Source organism: Pseudomonas fluorescens, from assembly GCF_900636825.1.
GTDB classification, from domain to species: domain Bacteria; phylum Pseudomonadota; class Gammaproteobacteria; order Pseudomonadales; family Pseudomonadaceae; genus Aquipseudomonas; species Aquipseudomonas fluorescens_BG.
Genome location: NZ_LR134318.1, coordinates 1,224,976 through 1,246,928, shown reverse-complemented (window position 1 = coordinate 1,246,928; position 21,953 = coordinate 1,224,976). Strand labels below are relative to the sequence as shown.

Sequence of the window (21,953 nt, the reverse complement as noted above, 5' to 3'; positions counted from 1 at the left end):
CTTTTTAACTGAAACGTTTACGCTTGCGGTCGCATGTGCGGGAACAGGATCACATCGCGGATCGACGGCGAGTTGGTCAGCAACATCACCAGACGGTCGATGCCGATACCTTCACCCGCCGTTGGCGGCATGCCGTACTCCAGCGCGCGAACGAAGTCGGCGTCGTAGTGCATGGCTTCGTCATCGCCGGCGTCCTTGTCGGCCACCTGGGCCATGAAGCGCTCGGCCTGATCTTCCGCGTCGTTCAACTCGGAATAGGCGTTGGCGATTTCACGGCCACCGATGAACAGCTCGAAACGGTCGGTGACGTTCGGGTTCTCATCGTTGCGACGGGCCAGCGGCGACACTTCAAACGGGTACTGAGTGATGAAATGCGGCTGCTCCAGCTTGTGCTCGACCAGCTCTTCGAAAATCATCACCTGCAGCTTGCCCAGACCTTCAAAGCCCAGCACCTTGGCGCCGGCCTTCTTGGCGATGGCGCGAGCCTTGTCGATGTCGTTCAGATCATCGGCGGTCAGCTCAGGGTTGTACTTGAGGATCGAGTCAAACACCGACAGGCGCACGAACGGCTCGCCGAAGTGGAACACCTTATCGCCATACGGCACGTCGGTGCTGCCCAGCACCAGCTGCGCCAGTTCGCGGAACAGTTCTTCGGTCAGGTCCATGTTGTCTTCGTAATCGGCGTACGCCTGATAGAACTCCAACATGGTGAATTCAGGGTTGTGACGGGTCGAGACGCCTTCATTACGGAAGTTGCGGTTGATTTCGAACACCTTCTCGAAACCGCCAACCACGAGACGCTTGAGGTACAGCTCAGGCGCGATACGCAGGAACATTTCCATGTCCAGCGCGTTGTGGTGGGTTTCGAACGGCTTGGCCGCAGCGCCGCCCGGAATGGTCTGCAGCATCGGCGTTTCGACTTCAAGGAAGTCGCGCTTCATCAGGAAGCTGCGGATGTGCGCGATCACTTGCGAACGCACGCGGAAGGTCTGGCGCACGTCTTCGTTGACGATCAGGTCGACGTAGCGCTGGCGGTAGCGCTGTTCGGTGTCGGTCAGGCCGTGGTGCTTGTCCGGCAGCGGACGCAGCGATTTGGTCAGCAGACGCACGTTGGTCATTTCAACGTACAGGTCGCCCTTGCCGGAACGCGCCAGGGTGCCTTCGGCGGCAATGATGTCGCCCATGTCCCAGGTTTTCACCGCGGCCAGGGTTTCTTCCGACAGGGTCTTGCGGTTGACGTAGACCTGGATGCGCCCGGTCATGTCCTGGATCACCATGAACGAGCCACGGTTGAGCATGATGCGACCGGCAACCTTGACCGGGATTGCAGCCTCGGCCAGCTCTTCCTTGGTCTTGTCCGCGTACTGTTTCTGCAAGGCATCGCAGTAGTTGTCGCGGCGGAAGTCGTTCGGGAAGGCGTTGCCCTTGGCGCGCTCGGCAGCAAGCTTTTCCTTGCGCAAGGCGATCAGGGAGTTTTCTTCCTGTTGCAGGGCTTGCGGGTCGAGTTGTTGGTCGCTCATGTCTTTAGATATTCCATCAGGTTCGTTGCCCCCGGACCTTGCGGCCCGGGGATCGCCAGCAGGGCTGGCTCCTACAGGGATCGAGCGGAAACGGTCGATCCTGTGTTGGCGTCTGTTACAGGCCCGATTTCAGGCTGGCTTCGAGGTATTCGTCGATGTCGCCGTCGAGTACCTTGTCGCAATCGCTACGTTCGATGTTGGTGCGCAGATCCTTGATCCGCGACGCATCGAGCACGTAAGAGCGGATCTGGTGACCCCAGCCGATGTCGGACTTGGTGTCTTCCAGCGCTTGCGACGCGGCGTTGCGTTTCTGCATTTCCTGCTCGTACAACTTGGCCCGCAGCATTTTCATGGCGGTGTCCTTGTTGGCGTGCTGGGAACGTTCGTTCTGGCAGCTGACCACGGTGTTGGTCGGTACGTGGGTAATACGTACGGCCGAGTCGGTGGTGTTTACGTGCTGACCACCGGCACCGGAGGAACGATAGGTGTCGATCCGCAGGTCTGCCGGGTTGATTTCGATTTCGACCTTGTCATCGATCTCGGGCGATACGAAAACCGCGGAGAACGAGGTGTGACGACGGTTGCCGGAGTCGAACGGGCTTTTGCGCACCAGCCGGTGCACGCCGATCTCGGTACGCAGCCAGCCAAAAGCGTATTCGCCCTTGATGTGCACGGTCGCGCCCTTGATCCCGGCGACTTCGCCGGCGGACAGTTCCATGATGGTCGCGTCGAAACCGCGTTTGTCGGCCCAGCGCAGGTACATGCGCAACAGGATGTTGGCCCAGTCCTGCGCTTCGGTGCCGCCGGAACCGGCCTGGATGTCCAGGTAGGCGTTGTTCGGGTCCATTTCGTGGCTGAACATGCGGCGGAATTCCAGCTTGGCCAGATTTTCCTCGAGACGGGCCAGTTCGGCGACGACATCGCCCACTGCGCCGTCGTCGTTTTCTTCGACGGCCATGTCCAGCAGGTCGCGGCAATCGGCCAGACCGCCGTTCAGTTCGTCGAGGGTATCGACGATCTGCGCCAGCGCGGCACGCTCGCGGCCCAGTTCCTGGGCGTATTCAGGTTTGTTCCAGACGCTCGGATCTTCAAGCTCGCGATTGACTTCGGTCAGACGCTCATGCTTTTGATCGTAGTCAAAGATACCCCCGAATAGTTTCGGAGCGCTCGGACAGGTCCTTGATGGTGTTCAGGATCGGATTGATTTCCATGACGGGCAGCACTCGTTGGCGAACTTTTGAAAGCCGGCGAGTATAACGTAAACAGGCTGTCGCGGCAGCCCGTCTGGCGGGTGTGGGGATACTATGCACATTCCCCTGTAGGAGCTGCCGAAGGCTGCGATCTTTTGACTTTGATTTTAAAAACAGATCAAAAGATCGCAGCCTTCTGCAGCTCCTACAGGGGACGGCGGTGGTTATTCGATGCCGACCTGATTCCGGCCATTGTTCTTGGCCAGGTACAGGCCACGATCCGCCGCCGATATGAGCAACCGGCAATCGGTGCCAGGCTGCGGCACCATGGTCGCCAGGCCGATGCTGATGGTCAGGCTCGACCCTTCGGCCGGTGTGTTATGTGCAATCTTCAGCGCTGCGACCGTCTGGCGCAGCTTCTCCGCCACCAGCCGCGCGCCGCCCGGTGAGGTGTTCGGCAATACCAGCACAAACTCTTCACCGCCATAACGCGCCGGAAGATCCGATGGTCGCGAGCTGGCATCGCGGATGGCCGCGGCAACCTTGCGCAGCGCTTCATCACCTTCAACGTGGCCAAAACTGTCGTTGTAGGATTTGAAGTAATCGACATCGATCATCAGCAACGACAGCTGCGTCTGTTCGCGCAACGAACGGCGCCATTCCAGTTCCAGGTATTCGTCGAAGTGCCGCCGATTGGACAACCCGGTCAGGCCGTCGGAATTCATCAGCCGTTGCAGCACCAGATTGGTGTCGAGCAATTGCTGCTGGCTGACGCGCAAGGCGCGATAAGCCGCGTCACGCTGCAACAGGGTCATGTAGGAGCGCGAGTGATAACGGATGCGCGCCACCAGTTCGATGGTGTCCGGCAGTTTCACCAGATAATCGTTGGCCCCGGCGGAGAACGCCGCGCTCTTGATCAGCGGATCCTCTTTGGTCGACAGGACAATGATCGGGATGTCCCTGGTTGCCGGGTGATTGCGGTATTCGCGCACCAGGCTCAAGCCGTCGAGCCCGGGCATCACCAGATCCTGCAGGATCACCGTCGGTTTGATGCGCACCGCCTGGGCGATGGCCTGCTGTGGATCGGAGCAGAAATGGAAGTCGATGTTTTCCTGGTTCGACAGCCCACGGCGCACCGCTTCGCCGATCATCGCCTGATCGTCCACCAACAACACCATGGCGGCGTTTTCGTCGGTTTTGATGTCGTCGATCTGTAAATCATTCATGGGCGGTCACCTGAGTGCTGCGTGGGCCAGGATTGCGGAGGCATCTGTTCATTTGGGGAAAATCTCCAGCAATCGTGGCGCTATTCTTTCCAGTGGACGGATTTCCACGGCGGCATCAATGGCCGCGGCAGCCTTGGGCATGCCGTACACCGCACTGCTGTGCTGATCTTGCGCGATGGTCAAATAACCCTGTTGGCGCATGAGCTTAAGCCCTTGCGCGCCGTCGCGTCCCATCCCGGTCAATAAAACCCCGACGGCGTCACCATTCCAGTAATTGGCCACGCTCTCGAAAAACACATCGATGGAGGGTCGGTAGATCTCGTTGACCGGTTCGGCGGTGTAAGCCAGCGTGCCATTCTTGAGCAAGCGAATATGATGATTGGTCCCGGCCAGCAGCACCGCGCCACTTTGCGGCGGCTCGCCTTCGCGGGCCAGACGCACATCGAGGCCGCTGGCGCTGGCCAGCCATTCGGCCATGCCGGCGGCAAATACCTGATCGACATGTTGCACCAGCACAATCGCCGCAGAGAAGTCTCTGGGCAGACCTTTGAGCAGCACTTCGAGCGCTGCCGGCCCGCCCGCTGAAGAACCAATGGCGACCAGCCGCTGGCGCGAAGCCGAACTGCGCTGGGCGGTCGGGACCGGCCGCGATCGTGGCGGCTTCTCGCCGATCAGCCAGCCGATATTGAGGATTTTGCGCAGCAACGGCGCCGCCGCCTCCTGGGCATTGCCGGCTCCCACCGCTGGCGTGTCGACCACGTCGAGCGCGCCGTGGCCCATCGCTTCGAAGACGCGATGCACGTTCTGCTGGCGGTCGACCGTGACGATGACGATGGCACACGGCGTCGCGGCCATGATCCGGCGCGTGGCTTCGACGCCATCCATGATCGGCATGATCAGGTCCATCAGAATCAGGTCTGGCGTGTATTCGGCGCAGCGTTGCACCGCCTCGGCGCCGTTATTGGCCACCCAGACAATCTGGTGCGCCGGCTCAAAGGCCAACGCGCGGCGCAGCGCCTCCACCGCCATGGGCATGTCGTTGACGATTGCGATCTTCATGCCCGCGCTCCTCCGATGAGCTCGACCACTGCGTCAAGCAGGGCGTCATCATGAAAACTGGCTTTGGCTAGATAATAGTCAGCGCCAGCGTCCAGTCCACGGCGGCGGTCTTCTTCGCGATCCTTGTACGAGACGACCATCACCGGCAGCGATTGCAGACGGTTGTCGCGACGCAACAGGGTGACCAGTTCGATGCCGTCCATGCGCGGCATATCGATATCGGTAATCAGCAAATCGAAGTTCTCCGAACGCAGGGCGTTCCAACCATCCATGCCATCCACTGCAACCGCCACGTCATAGCCGCGATTGAGCAGCAGTTTGCGTTGCAACTCGCGTACCGTCAGCGAATCGTCGACCACCAGCACGCGCTTGCGCGCAACCTCGGCGGGCTGATTGCCATGACGGGCGATGCGCTCCAGGCGGCCGGTATTGAGCAATTTGTCCACTGAGCGCAGCATGTCTTCGACGTCAACGATCAGCACCACCGAGCCATCGTCGAGCAAAGCCCCGGCGGAAATATCCTGGACTTTGCCCAGACGCTCATCGAGTGGCAACACCACCAGCGTCCGCTCACCAATGAAGCGCTCCACAGCGATGCCATAGATCGCATCACGTTCGCGGACCACCACGACTTTCAGGGTTTTACCGCTGTTCTGGCTGGCCGGACGGTTTAGCAACTGGCTCGCGGCAACCAGCCCGACATGCTGACCTTCGTGCCAGAAATGCTGGCGCCCCTCGACCTGCACAATGTCCTCGCGCGACAGATCGCACATGCGTTCGATGTGCGCCAGCGGAAAGGCATAGGCTTCTTCACCGACTTCCACGACCAGACTGCGCACCACCGACAACGTCAGCGGCACCTCAAGATGGAAACGACTGCCCTCGCCCGCCGTCTGCTCCAGTGCCACGGCCCCGTGCAACTGCCGCACCATGTGCTGAACGGCATCAAGGCCGACACCGCGTCCGGACACTTCGGTAACCGTGTCGCGCAGGCTGAATCCCGGCAGAAAGAGAAACGTCAGCAGTTCTTCTTCGCTCAATTGCGCCGCCGTTTCGGCTGGGGATAACTGTCGTTGAACGATGCTGCGGCGGACTTTTTCCAGATCGACGCCATTGCCGTCATCGCTCAACTCCAGCACCAGCAGACCGGCCTGATGCGAGGCGCGCAGGCGGATCAGGCCTTCTTCGGGCTTACCCTTGAGCAAACGTTGTTCTGGCGTTTCGATGCCGTGATCGACCGCATTGCGCAGCAAATGCGTCAGCGGCGCCTCGAGCTTTTCCAGCACATCGCGATCGACCTGGGTTTTTTCCCCTTCGATTTCCAGGCGCACCTGTTTACCGAGGCTGCGGCCCAGATCCCGAACCATGCGCACCTGGCCGGTCAGCACATCGGCGAACGGTCGCATGCGGCAAGCGAGCGCGGTGTCGTAAAGCACTTGCGCACGCTGGCTGGCCAGCCAGGCGAATTCGTCGAGTTCGGCGTTTTTCTCACTGAGCAACTGCTGTGATTCGGCGAGCAGGCGGCGAGCATCTTCCAGGGCTTCCAAAGCCTCAAGGCTCAGCGCGTGCCCCTTGAGGTGGACGTTGAGGTTTTCCAGCGCACGCAGACCGTTGTTCTGCATGCGCTTGAGGCGCTGCATGGCCGCCAGATGCGGCTTGAGACGCTGGGTTTCGACCAGCGACTTGCTCGACAAATCGAGCAAGCTATTCAAACGTTCAGCGGTAACCCGCAAAACGCGCTCGCCGCCTTCGGTGGTGCGTTTGTTTTTACGCGGTGCAGCCTCGGCAGGCTCGTCAACCATGGGCGCTGACGCTATTGGCGCGGGCTCCATCTGCAACTCGGCCATCGGCGGCGTGGTAACCACAGCGGCTGGCGCCGACGGATCGAGCAAGCGCCCCATCAACTCCACATAGGCTTCAATGTCCGTGGGTTGCGGCGCATTCGCCGGCGTTGCAATGCGCATCAGCAGATCGGTGCCCTGCAACAACGCATCGATGTGTTCGGGCCGCAGCAGCAAGCGCCCTTCCTGCGCGCTGACCAGGCAATCTTCCATCACATGGGCCACGCTGACGCCGCTGTCGACGCCGACGATCCGCGCCGCACCTTTGAGCGAGTGCGCCGCCCGCATGCACGACTCGAGTTGATCGGCCTGGGTCGGATTACGCTCCAGCGCCAACAGGCCGGCGCTGAGCACCTGGGTCTGGGCTTCGGCTTCGAGGCTGAACAGCTCGAGCAGCGAGGCGTCGCGCATTTGCTCGGGGGTCATGTCAGGCTCCGGGTCACGGCGGACAGCAATTGTTCCTCATCCAGCCAGCGCAAACTGCGCCCCTGAAGTTTCAGCACGCCACGGGTGTATCGGGCACTGGCCTGCGCCCCGGATTGCGAGGCGGCAGCAAGAATTCGTTCGTCGATCGCATGGATGCCGTGAACCTCGTCCACCGGCACCACCACCGGCCCGCCTTGGGCTGCGATGATCAACATGCGCGGCATGATTCTGCCACTGGCGACTGGCGCAACACTGCCGTCCAGATCAAGCAACTCAACCAGCGACAGACACGCCACCAGTGCGCCGCGGACGTTGGCCACGCCAAGCAAGGCGCGAGAGCGCTGGTGCGGCAGCGAATGAATCGTCTGCATCGGCGCTACTTCTACCAGACTGCGTGTCGCCAGCCCCAGCCATTCCTCGCCGAGCCGGAACAGCAACAGCGAACGGGTTTTGACATCCGTTTCGACCGTTGCCGCCAGCGCATCGCGCTGGTCCTGCTGCAACGAATAGCGGTCGAGCAGCCGTGTCGCTGCGGCGGAATACACCGAGCAATTGCGGCAGTGGATGTGCTCTTCCAGTAACGGACAGGACTTGTCGCCGTGAATGCCGATGCGGTTCCAGCAATCATCGATGGCCCGCGCATCTTCGTGGGTGACGTTCAACGTGTCGGACGGGATCATCGCTTACGCTCACTGTCGGCGGTGCGGCCGCTGCGGGCGGCGCGCTCCTGCAATCGTCTGGCGCCGGCGCTGTCGCCCTGCGCCTGCAACAATGCGGCGAGGTGCATCAACGCTTCGGGGTGTTGCGGTTCGAGGTACAACGCCTTGCGATAGAACCCCTGGGCTTCGAGGCTCAAGCCAGCGACATCGCTGAGCAGGCCGAGCCAATAGAACACCTGCGCCACCGGTTCGTGGCTGCGCAAATACTGTTCACATGCCGCGCGAGCCTCGGTGCTTCTGCCTTCGTTGGCCAGCGTGGCGATGTGCGCCAGCAGTGTCGCGGCGTCCCCGGTTTTGCTGGCCGTGGCGTGATCGGGCGTGGCTCTGCTGGCGGTTTCGCTGGCATCGCGCAGCGGCGTCACTGAGGCAAACGGGCGATTGCGCACCGGCGCTGGCGGAAGGCCGCGTGGCGCTGGGCTGATTGCCACGGACACAGGTTGCGCGGTCGGCAGCGGTTCGGGATGCGGCGCGCTGTGTCGGCTGAATGCAAACGACTGCGCAATGCCGATCGAGCGCATGCCAAGACGCCCGAGCAGACTGCCCTCGGCGGGGCCGATAAACAGCACGCCGTCAAAATGGGTCAGACGCTTGAGCACTTCGAAGACCAGTTTCTGGGTCGGCTGATCGAAGTAAATCAGCAGATTGCGGCAGAACACAAAATCGAACGCCGGCTCATTGGCCAGCAGCATCGGGTCCAGGACATTACCCACTTGCAAGCGCACCTGTTCACGCACCGCGTCATTGAGCCGATGCCCGTCCTCGTCCGGCGTGAAATGCCGTTCGCGATAAGCCTGATCAGCGCCACGAAACGAATTCTTGCCATAGACTGCACGCCGCGCTTTCTCCACCGACAGCGGGCTGACATCCATGCCATCAACCTTGAACTGATGCGGCTTGAGACCGGCATCGAACAAGGCCATCGCAATCGAATAGGGTTCCTCTCCGGTGGAACACGGCAGACTGAGAATTCGCAGTGCGCGCATGTTGTTCAATTCTGTGAGGCGATTTTTGGCGAGTTTGCCAAGCGTGGCGAACGACTCCGGGTAGCGAAAAAACCATGTCTCGGGAACGATCACCGCTTCGATCAGCGCTTGTTGTTCATCCCGCGAGCCTTGCAGCAATTGCCAGTATTCGTCGGCGTTGGCCGCTTGTGAAAGCGTGGTGCGCTGACGCACGGCGCGTTCGATGATCGCCGGACCGACTGATGTCACGTCGAGGCCGATACGCTCTTTGAGGAAGTCGAAGAAGCGCTGCTCGTTCATGGCTGCGCCTCAAGCTGCGCCGGATCCAGCGGCGGATCGGGGAACAGCAACGCGCGCACAGCATCATCGAGCAAGTCATTGACCCGCACCCATTGCACCAGGCCTTGGGCATCTTCGCGGACCGGGCCCAGGTACGGCGCCTCGCGGTTATCCAGGCCGTAGGGCTGAAACTCCTGCGGTTGGCAGCGCAGCGTATCGGTGGCCTGTTCCAGAACCAGTCCCAGCCATCGCGCCGGCCGTGTTTCATCGGGATGGTAGTTGACCAGCACCAGGCGCGTGCTGGTACGCGCCTCGGCGGGCTGGGCAAAAGTCAGCGCGCTGAGATCGATCACCGGCACTACCGCGCCGCGATAGGCGAACACCCCGGCCACCCATTGCGGCGTCTGCGCCACCGGTTTCAATGGCAGGCGCGGCAGTACCTCCGCCACTTCAGTGGCGCGCAAGGCGTAACGCTCGCTGCCGATGCGAAACAACAGGAACAACGCCTGCTTTGCCACTGGCGCAGCGCCACGTTTGGCGATGAGTTCGCTCATCAGACTTTGAATCGCGACACGCCACTGCGCAGCCCGACGGCCACCTGGCTCAATTCGTCGATGGCGAAACTGGCCTGACGCAACGACTCGACAGTCTGACTGCTGGCATCGCCCAATTGCACCAGTGCGTGGTTGATCTGCTCGGCGCCAGTGGCCTGGGCCTGCATGCCTTCGTTGACCATCAACACGCGCGGCGCCAGCGCCTGCACCTGATGAATGATCTGCGACAACTGCTCGCCGACTTGCTGCACTTCGGACATGCCACGGCGCACTTCCTCAGAGAACTTGTCCATGCCCATCACCCCCGCCGAGACGGCGGATTGGATCTCGCGAACCATTTGTTCAATGTCATAGGTGGCGACGGCGGTCTGGTCCGCCAGACGTCGCACTTCGGTGGCGACCACGGCGAAACCGCGACCGTACTCACCGGCCTTCTCGGCCTCGATCGCAGCGTTGAGCGACAGCAGATTGGTCTGGTCGGCGACTTTGACGATGGTCACCACTACCTGATTGATGTTGCCGGCCTTCTCGTTGAGGATTGCCAGTTTGGCGTTGACCAGATCCGCCGCGCCCATTACCGAATGCATGGTGTCTTCCATACGCGCCAGGCCTTGCTGGCCGGAGCCGGCGAGTACCGAAGCCTGGTCCGCGGCGGTGGATACTTCGGTCATGGTGCGTACCAGATCGCGCGAAGTGGCGGCGATCTCACGAGACGTCGCGCCGATCTCGGTGGTGGTCGCTGCGGTTTCGGTGGCGGTGGCTTGTTGCTGCTTGGAGGTGGCGGCGATTTCGGTCACCGAGGTGGTCACCTGCACCGACGAGCGCTGGGCCTGAGAGACCAGCGCGGTCAGCTCGGTCATCATGTCGTTGAAGCCGGTTTCAACGGCGCCGAATTCGTCCTTGCGCTCCAGATTCAAGCGCGAACTGAGGTCGCCGGTGCGCATGGTGTCGAGGATCTGCACGATGCGATTCATCGGTGCCATGATTGCGCGCATCAACAACAGACCGCACAGCCCGGCGGCGAAGACGGCGACCACCAGGGATATGAACATGCTGACCTTCGCGGCCGCTACGGCATCGTCGATATTGCTCATCGCCTGATCAGCGACTGTTTTATTTTCGCCAATGATGTCATTGAGCTTCATGCGCCCCGCAAACCAGGCGGGGGTGAGCTTGTCGTTGAACATCTGCACGGCGTCAGCGTCCAGGTTGCGCGCGCGCAGATCCAGCACCGCGTTCTGAATCTGCAGGTACGCGTCGTGGTACTTCTCGAACGCAGCAAACTCGGTGCGGTCCTCTTCGGTGGCCATGGTCTTGCGATAATTGGCCATCTGCTCCTGCAGACGCGCCTCGAACGCCTTGTAGTTCGCCGCGTCTTCACTGGAAAAGCCCTGACCTTCCTTCAGCCCGAGCAATTCCTGGGTGTGCAAATAGCTGTCGACCCACGCGCTACGAATCATCGAGCTGTAATAGACGCCGGGAATCGCATCGTCGCGCACGCTGTTTTCGCTGGTCTCAATTTTCAACAGGCGTGAATACGAAACGACGACCATCAACAACATGATGGCGATAATCACCGCAAAGCTCGCCAAAATGCGTTGGCGCAACGTCCAGTTCTTCACAGTGATTCCTCGGTGCCTGATCGAAATGCGGGGAGTATAGCCGAGCGCGGTGTTTCATTTATAAGACGCTTTCTAACCGTCCGCGCCGCGTCACCGTGGGAGCGAGTTCTGCGGCCATACTCAAATCCCTTGTGGGAGTGAGCCTGCTCGCGAAGCAGATACCGTGGTCGCGAAAAATACCCAACTGCGCAAGAAGTTGCGCAGTAGGCCGTAATATTTCACGGGGCAAATCCTCTGCAGACCACGCCGTGCAAGGCCCACAGCCAAGTGCGCAAGAAGTTGCGCACCACTGCGCAACTTCTTGCGCACTTTCTTCCGTTCGGCGCGCTGAGAATCGCCGCCAATAGCCGCAAACGAGCCTTTCGCCCCCAGCCACCGGACACTTCACAAAACCTGGCACGCTCCTTGATAACAGTCAGCCACCCACCGGGCGATATCGCCTCCCGGGCACCCTAACTTTATCCGCAAGGAGAGCACCCCATGGCAACACCAGCGTACATGTCGGTTACCGGCGAAAAACAAGGCCTGATCACTGCAGGCGCATTCACCGCCGACTCCGTTGGCAACACCTACCAGGAAGGCCACGAAGACCAGGTCATGGTTCAGGCTTTCACCCACGACGTGATCATCCCGCGTGACCCGCAATCCGGTCAGCCAACCGGTCAGCGCGTACACAAGCCAGTTGTGATCACCAAGGTCTACGACAAGGCTTCGCCACTGCTGCAAGCAGCACTGACTTCCGGCGAGCGCATGAGCGAAATCGTTATCCAGTGGTACCGCACTTCGGCCCAAGGCACCCAAGAGCACTACTACACCACCAAACTGGAAGACGCGATCATCGTCGCCATCAACAACAAAATGCACAACTGCCAGGATCCAGGCAACGCGCACTTCACCCATCTGGAAGAAGTGCAGTTCACCTACCGCAAAATCACCTGGACCCACGAAGTATCCGGTACTTCGGGTTCCGATGACTGGCGTGCTCCAGTCGTTTAATTACGGCTGATCGTTACACGCATCGGCCAGCCCTGCTGGTCGATGTTGTTTTCGCAACTCCAGATTTTGTGACAGCACGAGGAACAAGGGATGTTCGCGCCGGCCAATGAAACCCACTTTGCCCTGACCATCGAAGGTCTTTCCGCCGATTTCCAGGTGTTTACCCTCACCGGTCGGGAAGCCATCAGCCAGCCTTTTGTGTTTGAGGTGGAGCTGGTCAGTGAGCAGCCGTCGCTGGACCTCGAAACCCTGCTGCACAAACCGGCCTTCCTGCAACTGTCGCCCGACGGCAGCGGCATTCATGGCCAGATCTACCGCGCCGCGCAAGGCGATTCGGGCAAACGCCTGACCCGTTATTCGGTGACGTTGCGTCCGCAACTGGCTTATCTCGCGCACCGCATCAACCAGCGCATCTTCCAGAACCTCAGCGTGCCGAAAATCATCGGCATGGTGCTGGAAGAGCACGGCATTCAAAGCAACGCTTATGAATTCAAGACCGGCTCGATCTATCCCGAGCGCATTTATTGCGTGCAATACGACGAGTCGGATCTGCATTTCATCCAGCGCCTATGCGAAGAGGAAGGCATTCACTTCCACTTCCAGCACAGCGCTACGGCGCACAAACTGGTGTTCGGCGATGACCAGACGGTGTTCCCGAAACTGGCGCCTGTGCCCTATCAGCAAGACTCCGGCATGGTCGCCAGCAACCCGGTGATCAAGCGCTTCGACCTGCGCCTGGAAACCCGCACCAGCCGCACCACGCGCCGCGACTACGACTTCGAAAAACCGCGCCTGACCCTGGAAAGCGAAAACCGTGGCGACGCCCTGCCCGACCTCGAAGACTACGATTACCCGGGCCGTTTCATCGACCGCGAGCGCGGCAAGCATTTGGCCAAACGCGCCCTCGAACGCCACCGCAGCGACTTCCAACTGGCCGAAGGCAAAAGCGATCAGCCACTGCTGGTCAGCGGCCATTTCCTCGCTCTCACCGAACACCCGAAAGCCAAGTGGAACGACCTCTGGCTGCTCACCGAGGTTCTGCATGAAGGCAAGCAGCCGCAAGTGCTCGAGGAGTCGGTGACCAGTGACACCACCGCGCTGAAAGACGATTTCCATCAGGGCTACCGCAACCGTTTCCAGGCCACGCCGTGGGACGTGCCCAACCGCCCGCCCCTGCGCCACCCGAAACCGCGCATCCTCGGCAGCCAGAGCGCCGTAGTCACCGGCCCGAAAGGTGAAGAAATCCACTGCGACGAATACGGCCGCGTCAAAGTGCAGTTCCACTGGGACCGCGAAGGCCAGGCCGACGACAAAACCAGCTGCTGGCTACGCGTCTCCAGCGCCTGGGCCGGCGCCCAGTACGGCGGCATCGCCATCCCGCGCATCGGCATGGAAGTGCTGGTCACCTTCCTTGAAGGCGACCCCGATCAACCGCTGATCAGCGGATGCCTGTACCACAAGGAAAACACCGTCCCCTATCCACTGCCGGCGAACAAGACCCGCAGCACCTTCAAGACCCTCAGCTCCACGGGCGGTGGCGGCTACAACGAACTGCGCATCGAAGACAAAAAAGGCCAGGAGCAGATCTACCTGCACGCCCAGCGCGACTGGGACGAAAACATCGAACACGACCAGAAAATCCGCGTCGGCAACGAACGCCACGACACCGTCGAAAAGAACAGCTACACCGAATTCAAAGCCGAAGAACACCACACCGTCTATGCCGACCGCAAAGTCGAAACCCGCGCCAACGACCACCTCACCGTGGGCGTCAACCAGCACATCAAGATCGGCACCGGCCAGTTCATCGATGCCGGCCAGGAAATCCACCTGAGCAGCGGCATGAAAGTGGTGATGGAAGCTGGTGCCAAACTCACGCTGGTCGGCGGTGGCAGCTTCATCAAGATCGACGCCGGCGGCGTGACCATGAGCGGGCCGGTGATTAACATGAATTCCGGTGGTAGTCCGGGCAGTGGGACTGGGGCTGCGCCGTTGATGCCGGGCGTGCTGAAACAGGCGGATGCCGACAAGGCGGGTCAGGTAGTGAAACCTTCTCTCGGTTCGTTCAAGGCTCAATCCAAGGCGGGCGTCTTGCTGCCCACTCCGTCATGTCATCTGGATGCGAGCGGTCATTGCCCGATCCACCAACCCGGTGCGTCGGCATGATTAAATGTATTGAATCGCCTTTCAAACAGTCCGCGACGACAGGCGCAATGTGCCTGATCCTTGATCGAAGCTTTGATGCGGATCTGCTCAGTCAGTTGTTCCAGAGTGACGAACAGTTCCGGCCCAGCTGCCTTCCGCTATTCACCAACACGCCCTACGCAGACTTGCAATCAGCAGGTCCATACGTCGTTCTGTATCCGCAAAAGCAAACGGTAGCCCCCTACGCCAGCGCTTTACTGGAGCAGTCTGATGCTGGTTGCGTCGCCTGGTTAAGCGACCCTGCGTTGCTGGATCAGGGCGTGGAACACTGGCGGAGCCTGCTAACCGTGCGCACCGATGAAGAACCGCAACATATGATGCGTTTCTTCGATCCTCGCTGGCTCGAACCGTTGCTGCTTTCGCTGGACGAATCAGAAAAGTTGCAGTTTATGGGCCCGTTCAGCGCGCTGGCATGGCGTAACGAGATTGGCTGGCGCGTCTACGCAAAGCCTCCTCATAGCCCGCCAACCTCTAACCAGCCACCGGCATGGCTTTACCTGGGCGAAGAACGTCAGGCATTGATCGAACAGGGCCGGCTCAGAGTCATCGCGACTCGCTTCGCGGAAGATTACCGCGAGGTTCTGCCCACGGATGACAGCGTCGAGTTCGTTCATCGCCAGCTAAGAGCTGCGAAAGATAAGGGCTACGAGCAAATGGCCGATCAGGAGCGCTGGCTTCGCGTGTCTATCCAGCGTGGCGACCGTTTCTGGGAACACAAGCCGGCCGGCGACCTGCTCGCGCGTGATGACGTAGCGCTGGGCGACAAGCTGACTCAACTGGAAAGCCTGTGAATCACAAGGACGATGAGCAATGAGCACCACCTACACCGTTAAGAGCGGCGACACTCTTGGCAGCATTGCGGCCGCCAATAAATGCTCCGTGGCAGATCTGCGAGCGCTGAATCCGATTATCACCGACCCCAATCACATAAAGGCTGGATGGACGTTGCAACTGCCGGCCGCCAAGGTTTTGCCGCCGCCGAAACACGCCGAGAACAAGAGCACCACAGTCGTCAAAGGCCCAGTTGAATGCAAGGATGAATTGGTCGATGTCATCCACATCACAGGCGACGAGCACTTTTACGTGCTGACGGAAAAAGAATCGAAAGAGCTACAGAAGCAATCCGACCTCGTCAAAAAACTCATGGACGAGCTGCACCAGAATCTCGCCACGGCGACCGAAGCCAAGCTATGCGCCAAAACCAGGAATCCGCAAGCCAGCTGCACCTGCACACGCTGCGTCAAGGATGCCTGGAACGCAAAAGCTGAAGAAGCCGGTCTGCTGCAGCGTTCGCCTCCGGCTGTAGAAAAACCGAAAGCTGTCATCGAGCGAAAGGAAGACTTACAGGGCCAATTGGCGACCGTACAAAAGGCCCGCGATTGGTACCAGCGTTACACGCCGCAGCCGGCTTTTGAAGGCAACTACCTGGAAACCAACTGGGAAAGCCTTCGCGCGAAAAAAGTCGCGGAACTGAACGCCGAGATCCAATCGCTGCGCACGCGAATCGCCGCGCAAGGCAAAGCCGAAGCCGGCGACAGCTCTACGAGTGCCAACGGTGCGGCACCGGATCTCAAGCATGGCAAAGGCAAAGGCACCGAGACGCAGAAAGGCAAACAGGTCAAAACTGGCATTACCGTTGTTGAGTACATCTCCTTCAGCGACCCGACCCGACGCCACTACATTCCGGTTCGCACGCGAGAAGTACTCACCTGGCGAGTCAAAGTGCCAACCACGGTGATGCGTGGTAAACCGCTTGATAAAAATCTAGCGAAGGATCTGCTAAAGGACATTCGAACCGCCGTCAGCGATGGCCGTAAAACCAGCCCGCTGGGAAGTCTTGAGGCTAAGTTCAGCTCTTGGACGAGCAAGGACGACAACCTGCTCAACGCCCTGCATAAAGAATGCTCGTGGACATCCAACGAAGCCGACTCGGCCCGATACGCCGTATCGGCCGAAGCCCACGCCTTCCGCTTCGCCGCCACGGCCAGCGCCGGGATCAACAGCTGGGAACCCGGCAAAGGCAACGTCGAAGTCGGCGTCAAAGCCAGCGCCGCCATCTCGCTGGCTGAAGGCTCGATTGCGCTTAAGAGTTACTTTCCCGATCAGGGCGGATACGTGGTGCGCATGCCCTACCGCAACGCCGAAGGCAAAGAAGTCGTCAGCGACATCGGCATCTTCCGCCTCGACGGCAAGGTCGAGCTATCGTGTTTCGCTGGCGCCACTGCCCAAGGTCAAGCCGGCGTCAAAGCCCAATACAAACCCAAAGAAGTCGAAGCATCTGGTGCGACAGCACTGCTAAGCCCGCCCGACATGGCCGTCGACAAAAAACGCGGCGGCAGCCTGGGCCTGAAAGGCAACGCCTTTGCCGGCGTACAAGGCGGAGGCACTGTCACCGGAACATTGAAATGGCTTGATTCGACCAAGCAAGGGGTCGGCAAGATCGTCGCAGGACAGGCGAACGATAGTGGTAGTACGGACTGGTCGAGCCTGGTCGAGATCAAGGCCGAAGGAAATGCGGCCCTGGGTATTGGGGCTAGTTTTGATTTCGGGATTGAGATCAACGCGGATCGTTTAGCGATCAATTGTAAAGCCAGCTTGGTATTTGGTCCTGGCGCTGGGGGCGGGTTTGGCACCTCGGTGGACCTAGAGAAAATTGGCGATCTGATTTATGTGTTTTGCAATGCGCTCTCAAAGGCTGATTTTCATTACCAGCTAGCAGTAACTAAAGAAGCTTTTCAATACATGGCGACGGGCCTATTTAAAATTGCAACTAACCCCGGACAATCTGTCACAGAGGCGTTTGAAGGTGGTTTCAGCAAAATGTCGTTATGGTGGAAAAGACGCGAAGCCACAAAACAAGAAGCCCAACGCCTCGCCAAATACTTACTGAGCAATCAATCGATTAGCATCAATAGAAAAACCATACCGTTGCAGATGCTGCCACCCGAGACAATCGGCCCCATGCTTCACTTGTTAACTGAAAGCTTTGTGGAGTCATGGGCAGAGGATCAAGAAAGAGCAATAGTTCTTCTCCTTTCGCACTTACGGAGCTGGAAACATTTCACTGAAGTATTGGAACACTGCTCTAAAGATGGCAGCAAAGTTAATGCCATAGACAGCCTGAACAGGTTAAACTCTTTACTTGACGGCGTAGAGCAACTACAACTTAACCGTTTCATCGGAACGTTAGCGGTTAATATTGATTCAACGACGCCAGCATACGAAAAAATTGCCTGGATGCCCGGTATAGCTTGGCGCAAGGAACGAACTCTGATAGCAGCCAGGCGTAGCAATCACTTCGACGGTCTGGCTTGAAAAAAGGCGCCGAACGCGCCTTTTTATTTATCATTATCTAAGCGATTTTCCGGTTTGGACCGCACAACGGAAACCAGATCCAGGATAGTAGGCATCTTGTTCTGGACTATCAGGCCAGCGTCTAACAATCGGTGCCGCTGACAAAGGCGCCTCCGGATAATTGGAACCTCGTCTCACTTTCTGTGTTCCCGATTCAGGCCCTTGCGGATCATCAATGGGAGATTTTCTATAATAATCTTTATCGTACCAATCATTTACCCAGTCAGTCGCATTGCCAGACAAATTAAAGATACCTAACGGGTTTGGTGGAAATCGGTCCACCGCAAACGTTCCCCCTTCCCCTCCAACGGGAAAGTTCATACCGTAATTCAGGCTTCCATTGCTCGTTGGAAAAAGTATATGGAATCCGCGATTACGTGCAGAGAACTCCCACTGGGCTTCAGTCGGAAGATCTACCGGATAGCCGCTCAAATCGCCCACCCACTTACAAAAATCTTTCGCCTCCTGCCAGTGCTTTGTCGGTGCTGGCAGCTTGGGAGCGTACATACTCTTTAAATCCGCTCTTGCGCGATAATTGGAATCGAAGAGTTCTCTGCCTTGGGAAGTAAAAAACAGATCAAACTCACCAATTGTAGTTTGATACTTAGAAATATAATACGAACTCAATTTAACCGGATGTACAAAATCATCATTACCGTCACGACTGATATTACAAAGCTGCTCCGGTTCCTGCCCACAAGGCCAGGCACAAACATCTTTTTCATCGTATTCACAAATCCAGCCAAAGTCGCCCATATCAAACTGGCCACCTTCGACGAAGACCATGTTGTCAATCGATTGAACTACGGTTTTGAGAACCTTGTCACGAAGTTCGGCAGAAAGACCAGGGTATTTCGTTTTTACGGTCGCTGCGATGGAGGCCACCCTTTCAGGCGACAAGTTTTTGCTAGCCGGCAGCGGACCCGATTCAGCATCACAGCCGACCAAGAGCATCAAGGCAGGAAGACCAAGCACAAACTGACGTAACACGGGCAATATCCTTATAAAGGTTCGTCAAAGGCCAAACATACCATCGCGTGCCAAGACTACAAAATTACGAATACTTCAGCCTGCTCCAGACACCCGGGATAAATAATGCTTTTGGACTTCCAACGAGGCTGCCTCGGCAAAAGACGCCGCATCCGCCCAAGCCCACGCTTTCCGCTTCGCCGCTACGATCAGCGCCGGGATCAAAAGTTGGGAGCCCGGCAAGGGCTACGTCCAAGTTGGTATCAAAGCCAGTGCCGCGATCCCGCTGGCCGAAGGCTCGATTGCACTGAAGAGCTACTTCCCCGACCAGGGCGGTTACGTGGTGCGCATGCCCTACCGCAACGCCGAAGGCAAGGAAGTCGTCAGCGACATTGGCATCTTCCGTCTCGACGGCAAAGTCGAGCTGTCGTGTTTCGCTGGCGCCACCGCCCAGGGTCAAGCCGGCGTCAAGGCCCAATACAAGCCCAAGGAAGTCGAAGCATCTGGTGCCACAGCACTGTTAAGCCCGCCCGACATGGCCGTCGACAAAAAACGCGGCGGCAGCCTGGGGCTGAAAGGCAACGCCTTTGCCGGCGTACAAGGCGGAGGCACGATTACCGGAACATTGAAATGGCTTGATTCGACCAAGCAAGGGGTCGGCAGATCGTCGCAGGACAGGCGAACGATAGTGGTAATACGGACTGGTCGAGCCTGGTAGAGATCAAGGCCGAAGGAAATGCGGCGTTGGGTATTGGCGCGAGTTTTGATTTTGGGATTGAGATCAACGCGGATCGTTTAGCGATCAATTGTAAAGCCAGCTTGGTATTTGGTACTGGCGCAGGAGGCGGTTTTGGTACAGCAGTCGACGTCGAGAAGATCGGTGACACTAATGATTGCTTGGCAGCCAGGGCATGCATGGAGAAAAGAAAAAACACTGCTAGCGGCCCAGAGAAGCGGGCTATTTGAAAGAATAGCCTAGAGCTTAAGACGTCTCAGACGCCTAGCTACAGTTATCAAAGCGGCTTGCTGGACTGGATTGCACATCTAAAGCTAGTATCGCTGGAGTGATATTTTTGTACTAAATCTTGTGGCCACCGCCGCACAAGTGGTGCTGCTGACAGTGGTGCATCCAGGGTTGTAGATCCTCTTCTGATCTTTCTTTCCCCAAATTCGGGGCCCTGAGGATCTTCTTGTGGAGAGACTTTATAATAATCTTCAGCGTACCAATCATTCACCCAGTCGGTTGAATTACCAGCCATACCATACAAACCCAGGGGGTTAGGCGCAAAACGGTTCACCGGAAAAATTTCCTGCTCGTTTTCAAAAGGAAAATTCTTACCGTAGTCAAGACTTCCAGTATCAGTAGGAAAAAGGATGTGTTGCCCACGATTGCGAGCCGCAAATTCCCACTGAGCCTCCGTCGGCAGGTCAACTTCGTACCCACTCAAAGATCCAATCCACTTACAGTAATCTTTTGCCTCCTGCCAGCTTTGAGTTGGAGCAGGAAGACTTGGCAAATAAAGATTTTTCAAATCTTCGCGCTTTCGATCATCTTTGTCATAAAGAGGCTTTCCATTGGCCACAAAAAAAAGATCAAAATCCGCCACGACTGTCTGATACTTCGAAAGATAGTAACTGGTCAACGTTACAGGATGGACAAAATCATCATTACCGTCACGACTGATATTACAAAGCTGCTCCGGTTCCTGCCCACAAGGCCAGGCACAAACATCTTTTTCATCGTATTCACAAATCCAGCCGAAGTCGCCCATATCAAACTGGCCACCTTCGACGAAGACCATGTTGTCAATCGACTGAACTACGGTATTGAGAACCTTGTCACGAAGCTCGTCAGAAAGATCAGGGTATTTCGTTTTTACGGTCGCTGCGATGGAGGCCACCCTTTCAGGCGACAAGTTTTTGCTAGCCGGCAGCGGACCCGATTCAGCATCACAGCCGACCAAGAGCATCAAGGCAGGAAGGCCAAGCACAAACTGACGTAACACGCGCAATATCCTTATAAAGGTTCGTCAAAGGCCAAACATACCATCGCGTGCCAAGACTACAAATTCCCAATCCGTCATCCCCCCGTCTGACCACATTCGCCCATGACCCTTTTGGTCAATAGGTATTCCTCGCCCTGACCGAACACCCGAAAGACTCGGGAAAAATCGCAACTCAACGCTGCGATTTCCCAAAACCCCCACGTCAACCCGCCGCCAACCTCACCTGCTTCTCCAACTCCACTTTCAACCCCGGCTCCAGCTTCAACTGCCGTGCCAGTTCATCCAGATAACTCTTCTCCATAAAATTCTCCTCATCCACCAGCATCACACTGGCGATGTACATCTCTGCCGCCATCTCCGGCGTACTCGCCGCGCGGGCAACGTCGGTGGGGTCGAGGGGTTTGTTGAGTTCGGCGTGGAGCCAGTGTTGCAGTTCCTGGTCGTTGTCGAGTTTGGTGAATTCGCCTTCGATCAGTTCGCGCTCGCGCTCATCGATGTGGCCGTCGGCTTTGGCGGCGGCGACGAGGGCTTTGAGGATTGCCTGGCTATGCTCCTCGACTTGCGCCGGTGGCAGGCGGTCGAGAGTTTGTGGTTCGCGTTGTGGTGCGCTGCCTTTCTGGGCGTTGTAGTTGCCATAGGCCTTGTAGGCCAGCACGCCGAGAGCGGCGAGGCCGCCGTAGATGGCGACTTTGCCGCCGACCTTGCGGACCTTTTTATTGCCGAGCAGCAGACCCATCGCGCCTGCGGCCAATGCGCCGCCACCCGCGCCGGAGAGCAGTCCGCCCAGACCGCTGGAGCCTGAAGCGCCACCGAGCAAACCGCCTAATCCGCTGGCAGCCGACTTGTTGGAAGCGCCGCCAGTCTTGTTCTGCAGCATTTGCTGCCCGGACTTGAGCAGTTGATCGAGCAATCCACGGGTATTCATGTTCCGTCTCCAAACAAGGGTTATCCGGATTTAAGGCCCTCAGCCTAGTTCGAAAGTGCCCCAACCCGCCCCGCGAGTGTGCTTCGAGATGTTGCTCACG

18 protein-coding genes are annotated in these 21,953 nt (G+C 58.3%); 6 read left to right on the top strand and 12 right to left on the bottom strand.

Features of this window, described 5'->3' with window-relative positions:
- Positions 1-17: 17 nt before the first annotated feature.
- The 9 genes from lysS to EL257_RS05575 form a co-directional block, all read right to left on the bottom strand.
- On the bottom strand, positions 18-1,520 hold the full coding sequence (gene lysS, locus EL257_RS05615; RefSeq protein ID WP_126360565.1) for a lysine--tRNA ligase: 1,503 nt from the start codon (positions 1,518-1,520) through the stop codon (positions 18-20).
- A 115-nt stretch (positions 1,521-1,635) separates the two neighbouring features.
- A protein-coding gene (gene prfB, locus EL257_RS05610) for a peptide chain release factor 2 (protein ID WP_126360563.1) occupies positions 1,636-2,731 on the bottom strand; the annotation gives its coding sequence in 2 pieces (ribosomal slippage) (positions 1,636-2,658 and positions 2,660-2,731; 1,095 coding nt in all).
- 203 nt (positions 2,732-2,934) lie between these two features.
- A complete protein-coding gene (locus EL257_RS05605; protein WP_126360561.1) occupies positions 2,935-3,936 on the bottom strand; it encodes a response regulator in 1,002 nt (333 codons plus the stop codon).
- A 48-nt stretch (positions 3,937-3,984) separates the two neighbouring features.
- Positions 3,985-4,995: a chemotaxis response regulator protein-glutamate methylesterase gene (locus EL257_RS05600; RefSeq protein WP_126360560.1), complete on the bottom strand. Its 1,011-nt coding sequence runs from the start codon at positions 4,993-4,995 to the stop codon at positions 3,985-3,987.
- A complete protein-coding gene (locus EL257_RS05595; RefSeq protein WP_126360558.1) occupies positions 4,992-7,262 on the bottom strand; it encodes a hybrid sensor histidine kinase/response regulator in 2,271 nt (756 codons plus the stop codon). The genes EL257_RS05600 and EL257_RS05595 overlap by 4 nt, the downstream gene beginning before the upstream one ends.
- Positions 7,259-7,942 carry a chemotaxis protein CheW gene (locus EL257_RS05590; RefSeq protein WP_126360556.1) on the bottom strand — a complete coding sequence of 228 codons (684 nt, stop codon included), beginning with the start codon at positions 7,940-7,942 and terminating at the stop codon, positions 7,259-7,261. The genes EL257_RS05595 and EL257_RS05590 overlap by 4 nt, the downstream gene beginning before the upstream one ends.
- Positions 7,939-9,243 (bottom strand): CheR family methyltransferase, encoded by a 1,305-nt coding sequence (locus EL257_RS05585; RefSeq protein ID WP_126360554.1) that lies wholly within the window; start codon positions 9,241-9,243, stop codon positions 7,939-7,941. Before EL257_RS05585 ends, EL257_RS05590 begins: the two co-directional genes overlap by 4 nt.
- Positions 9,240-9,776, bottom strand: a complete 537-nt coding sequence (locus EL257_RS05580) for a chemotaxis protein CheW (protein WP_126360552.1) — start codon at positions 9,774-9,776, stop codon at positions 9,240-9,242. The genes EL257_RS05585 and EL257_RS05580 overlap by 4 nt, the downstream gene beginning before the upstream one ends.
- Complete coding sequence (locus tag EL257_RS05575; protein ID WP_126360550.1) at positions 9,776-11,398, bottom strand: methyl-accepting chemotaxis protein; 1,623 nt, start codon at positions 11,396-11,398, stop codon at positions 9,776-9,778. The genes EL257_RS05580 and EL257_RS05575 overlap by 1 nt, the downstream gene beginning before the upstream one ends.
- A 480-nt stretch (positions 11,399-11,878) precedes the next feature.
- Here EL257_RS05575 and EL257_RS05570 point away from each other — a divergent pair, with 480 nt between their 5' ends.
- The 4 genes from EL257_RS05570 to EL257_RS05555 all read left to right on the top strand — a co-directional run bounded on the left by EL257_RS05570 (position 11,879) and on the right by EL257_RS05555 (position 17,914).
- Positions 11,879-12,394, top strand: a complete 516-nt coding sequence (locus EL257_RS05570; protein WP_007949952.1) for an Hcp family type VI secretion system effector — start codon at positions 11,879-11,881, stop codon at positions 12,392-12,394.
- Between the two features lie 90 nt (positions 12,395-12,484).
- Positions 12,485-14,560 carry a type VI secretion system tip protein TssI/VgrG gene (gene tssI / locus EL257_RS05565; protein WP_126360548.1) on the top strand — a complete coding sequence of 692 codons (2,076 nt, stop codon included), beginning with the start codon at positions 12,485-12,487 and terminating at the stop codon, positions 14,558-14,560.
- Positions 14,557-15,390 carry a DUF4123 domain-containing protein gene (locus EL257_RS05560; RefSeq protein WP_172604453.1) on the top strand — a complete coding sequence of 278 codons (834 nt, stop codon included), beginning with the start codon at positions 14,557-14,559 and terminating at the stop codon, positions 15,388-15,390. The genes tssI and EL257_RS05560 overlap by 4 nt, the downstream gene beginning before the upstream one ends.
- A gap of 19 nt (positions 15,391-15,409) precedes the next feature.
- Positions 15,410-17,914 (top strand): LysM peptidoglycan-binding domain-containing protein, encoded by a 2,505-nt coding sequence (locus tag EL257_RS05555; protein WP_126360544.1) that lies wholly within the window; start codon positions 15,410-15,412, stop codon positions 17,912-17,914.
- A 33-nt stretch (positions 17,915-17,947) separates the two neighbouring features.
- Here the strand turns inward: EL257_RS05555 and EL257_RS05550 are convergent, their stop codons facing one another.
- A complete protein-coding gene (locus EL257_RS05550; protein WP_232013067.1) occupies positions 17,948-18,943 on the bottom strand; it encodes a formylglycine-generating enzyme family protein in 996 nt (331 codons plus the stop codon).
- A gap of 328 nt (positions 18,944-19,271) precedes the next feature.
- Here EL257_RS05550 and EL257_RS05545 point away from each other — a divergent pair, with 328 nt between their 5' ends.
- Both EL257_RS05545 and EL257_RS05540 read left to right on the top strand, forming a co-directional pair.
- Positions 19,272-19,640 (top strand): hypothetical protein, encoded by a 369-nt coding sequence (locus tag EL257_RS05545; RefSeq protein ID WP_126360541.1) that lies wholly within the window; start codon positions 19,272-19,274, stop codon positions 19,638-19,640.
- Between the two features lie 26 nt (positions 19,641-19,666).
- The gene (locus tag EL257_RS05540) at positions 19,667-19,888 is read left to right on the top strand and encodes a hypothetical protein (RefSeq protein ID WP_126360539.1); all 222 of its coding nucleotides are present in this window, start codon (positions 19,667-19,669) and stop codon (positions 19,886-19,888) included.
- A 47-nt stretch (positions 19,889-19,935) separates the two neighbouring features.
- Here EL257_RS05540 and EL257_RS05535 read toward each other — a convergent pair whose 3' ends face one another.
- Positions 19,936-20,928, bottom strand: coding sequence for a formylglycine-generating enzyme family protein (locus EL257_RS05535; protein WP_232013066.1), 993 nt, complete (start codon positions 20,926-20,928; stop codon positions 19,936-19,938).
- Between the two features lie 202 nt (positions 20,929-21,130).
- Entirely contained in the window at positions 21,131-21,853 is a 723-nt protein-coding gene (locus EL257_RS05530) for a tellurite resistance TerB family protein (RefSeq protein WP_126360537.1), read from the bottom strand.
- Positions 21,854-21,953: the final 100 nt, after the last annotated feature.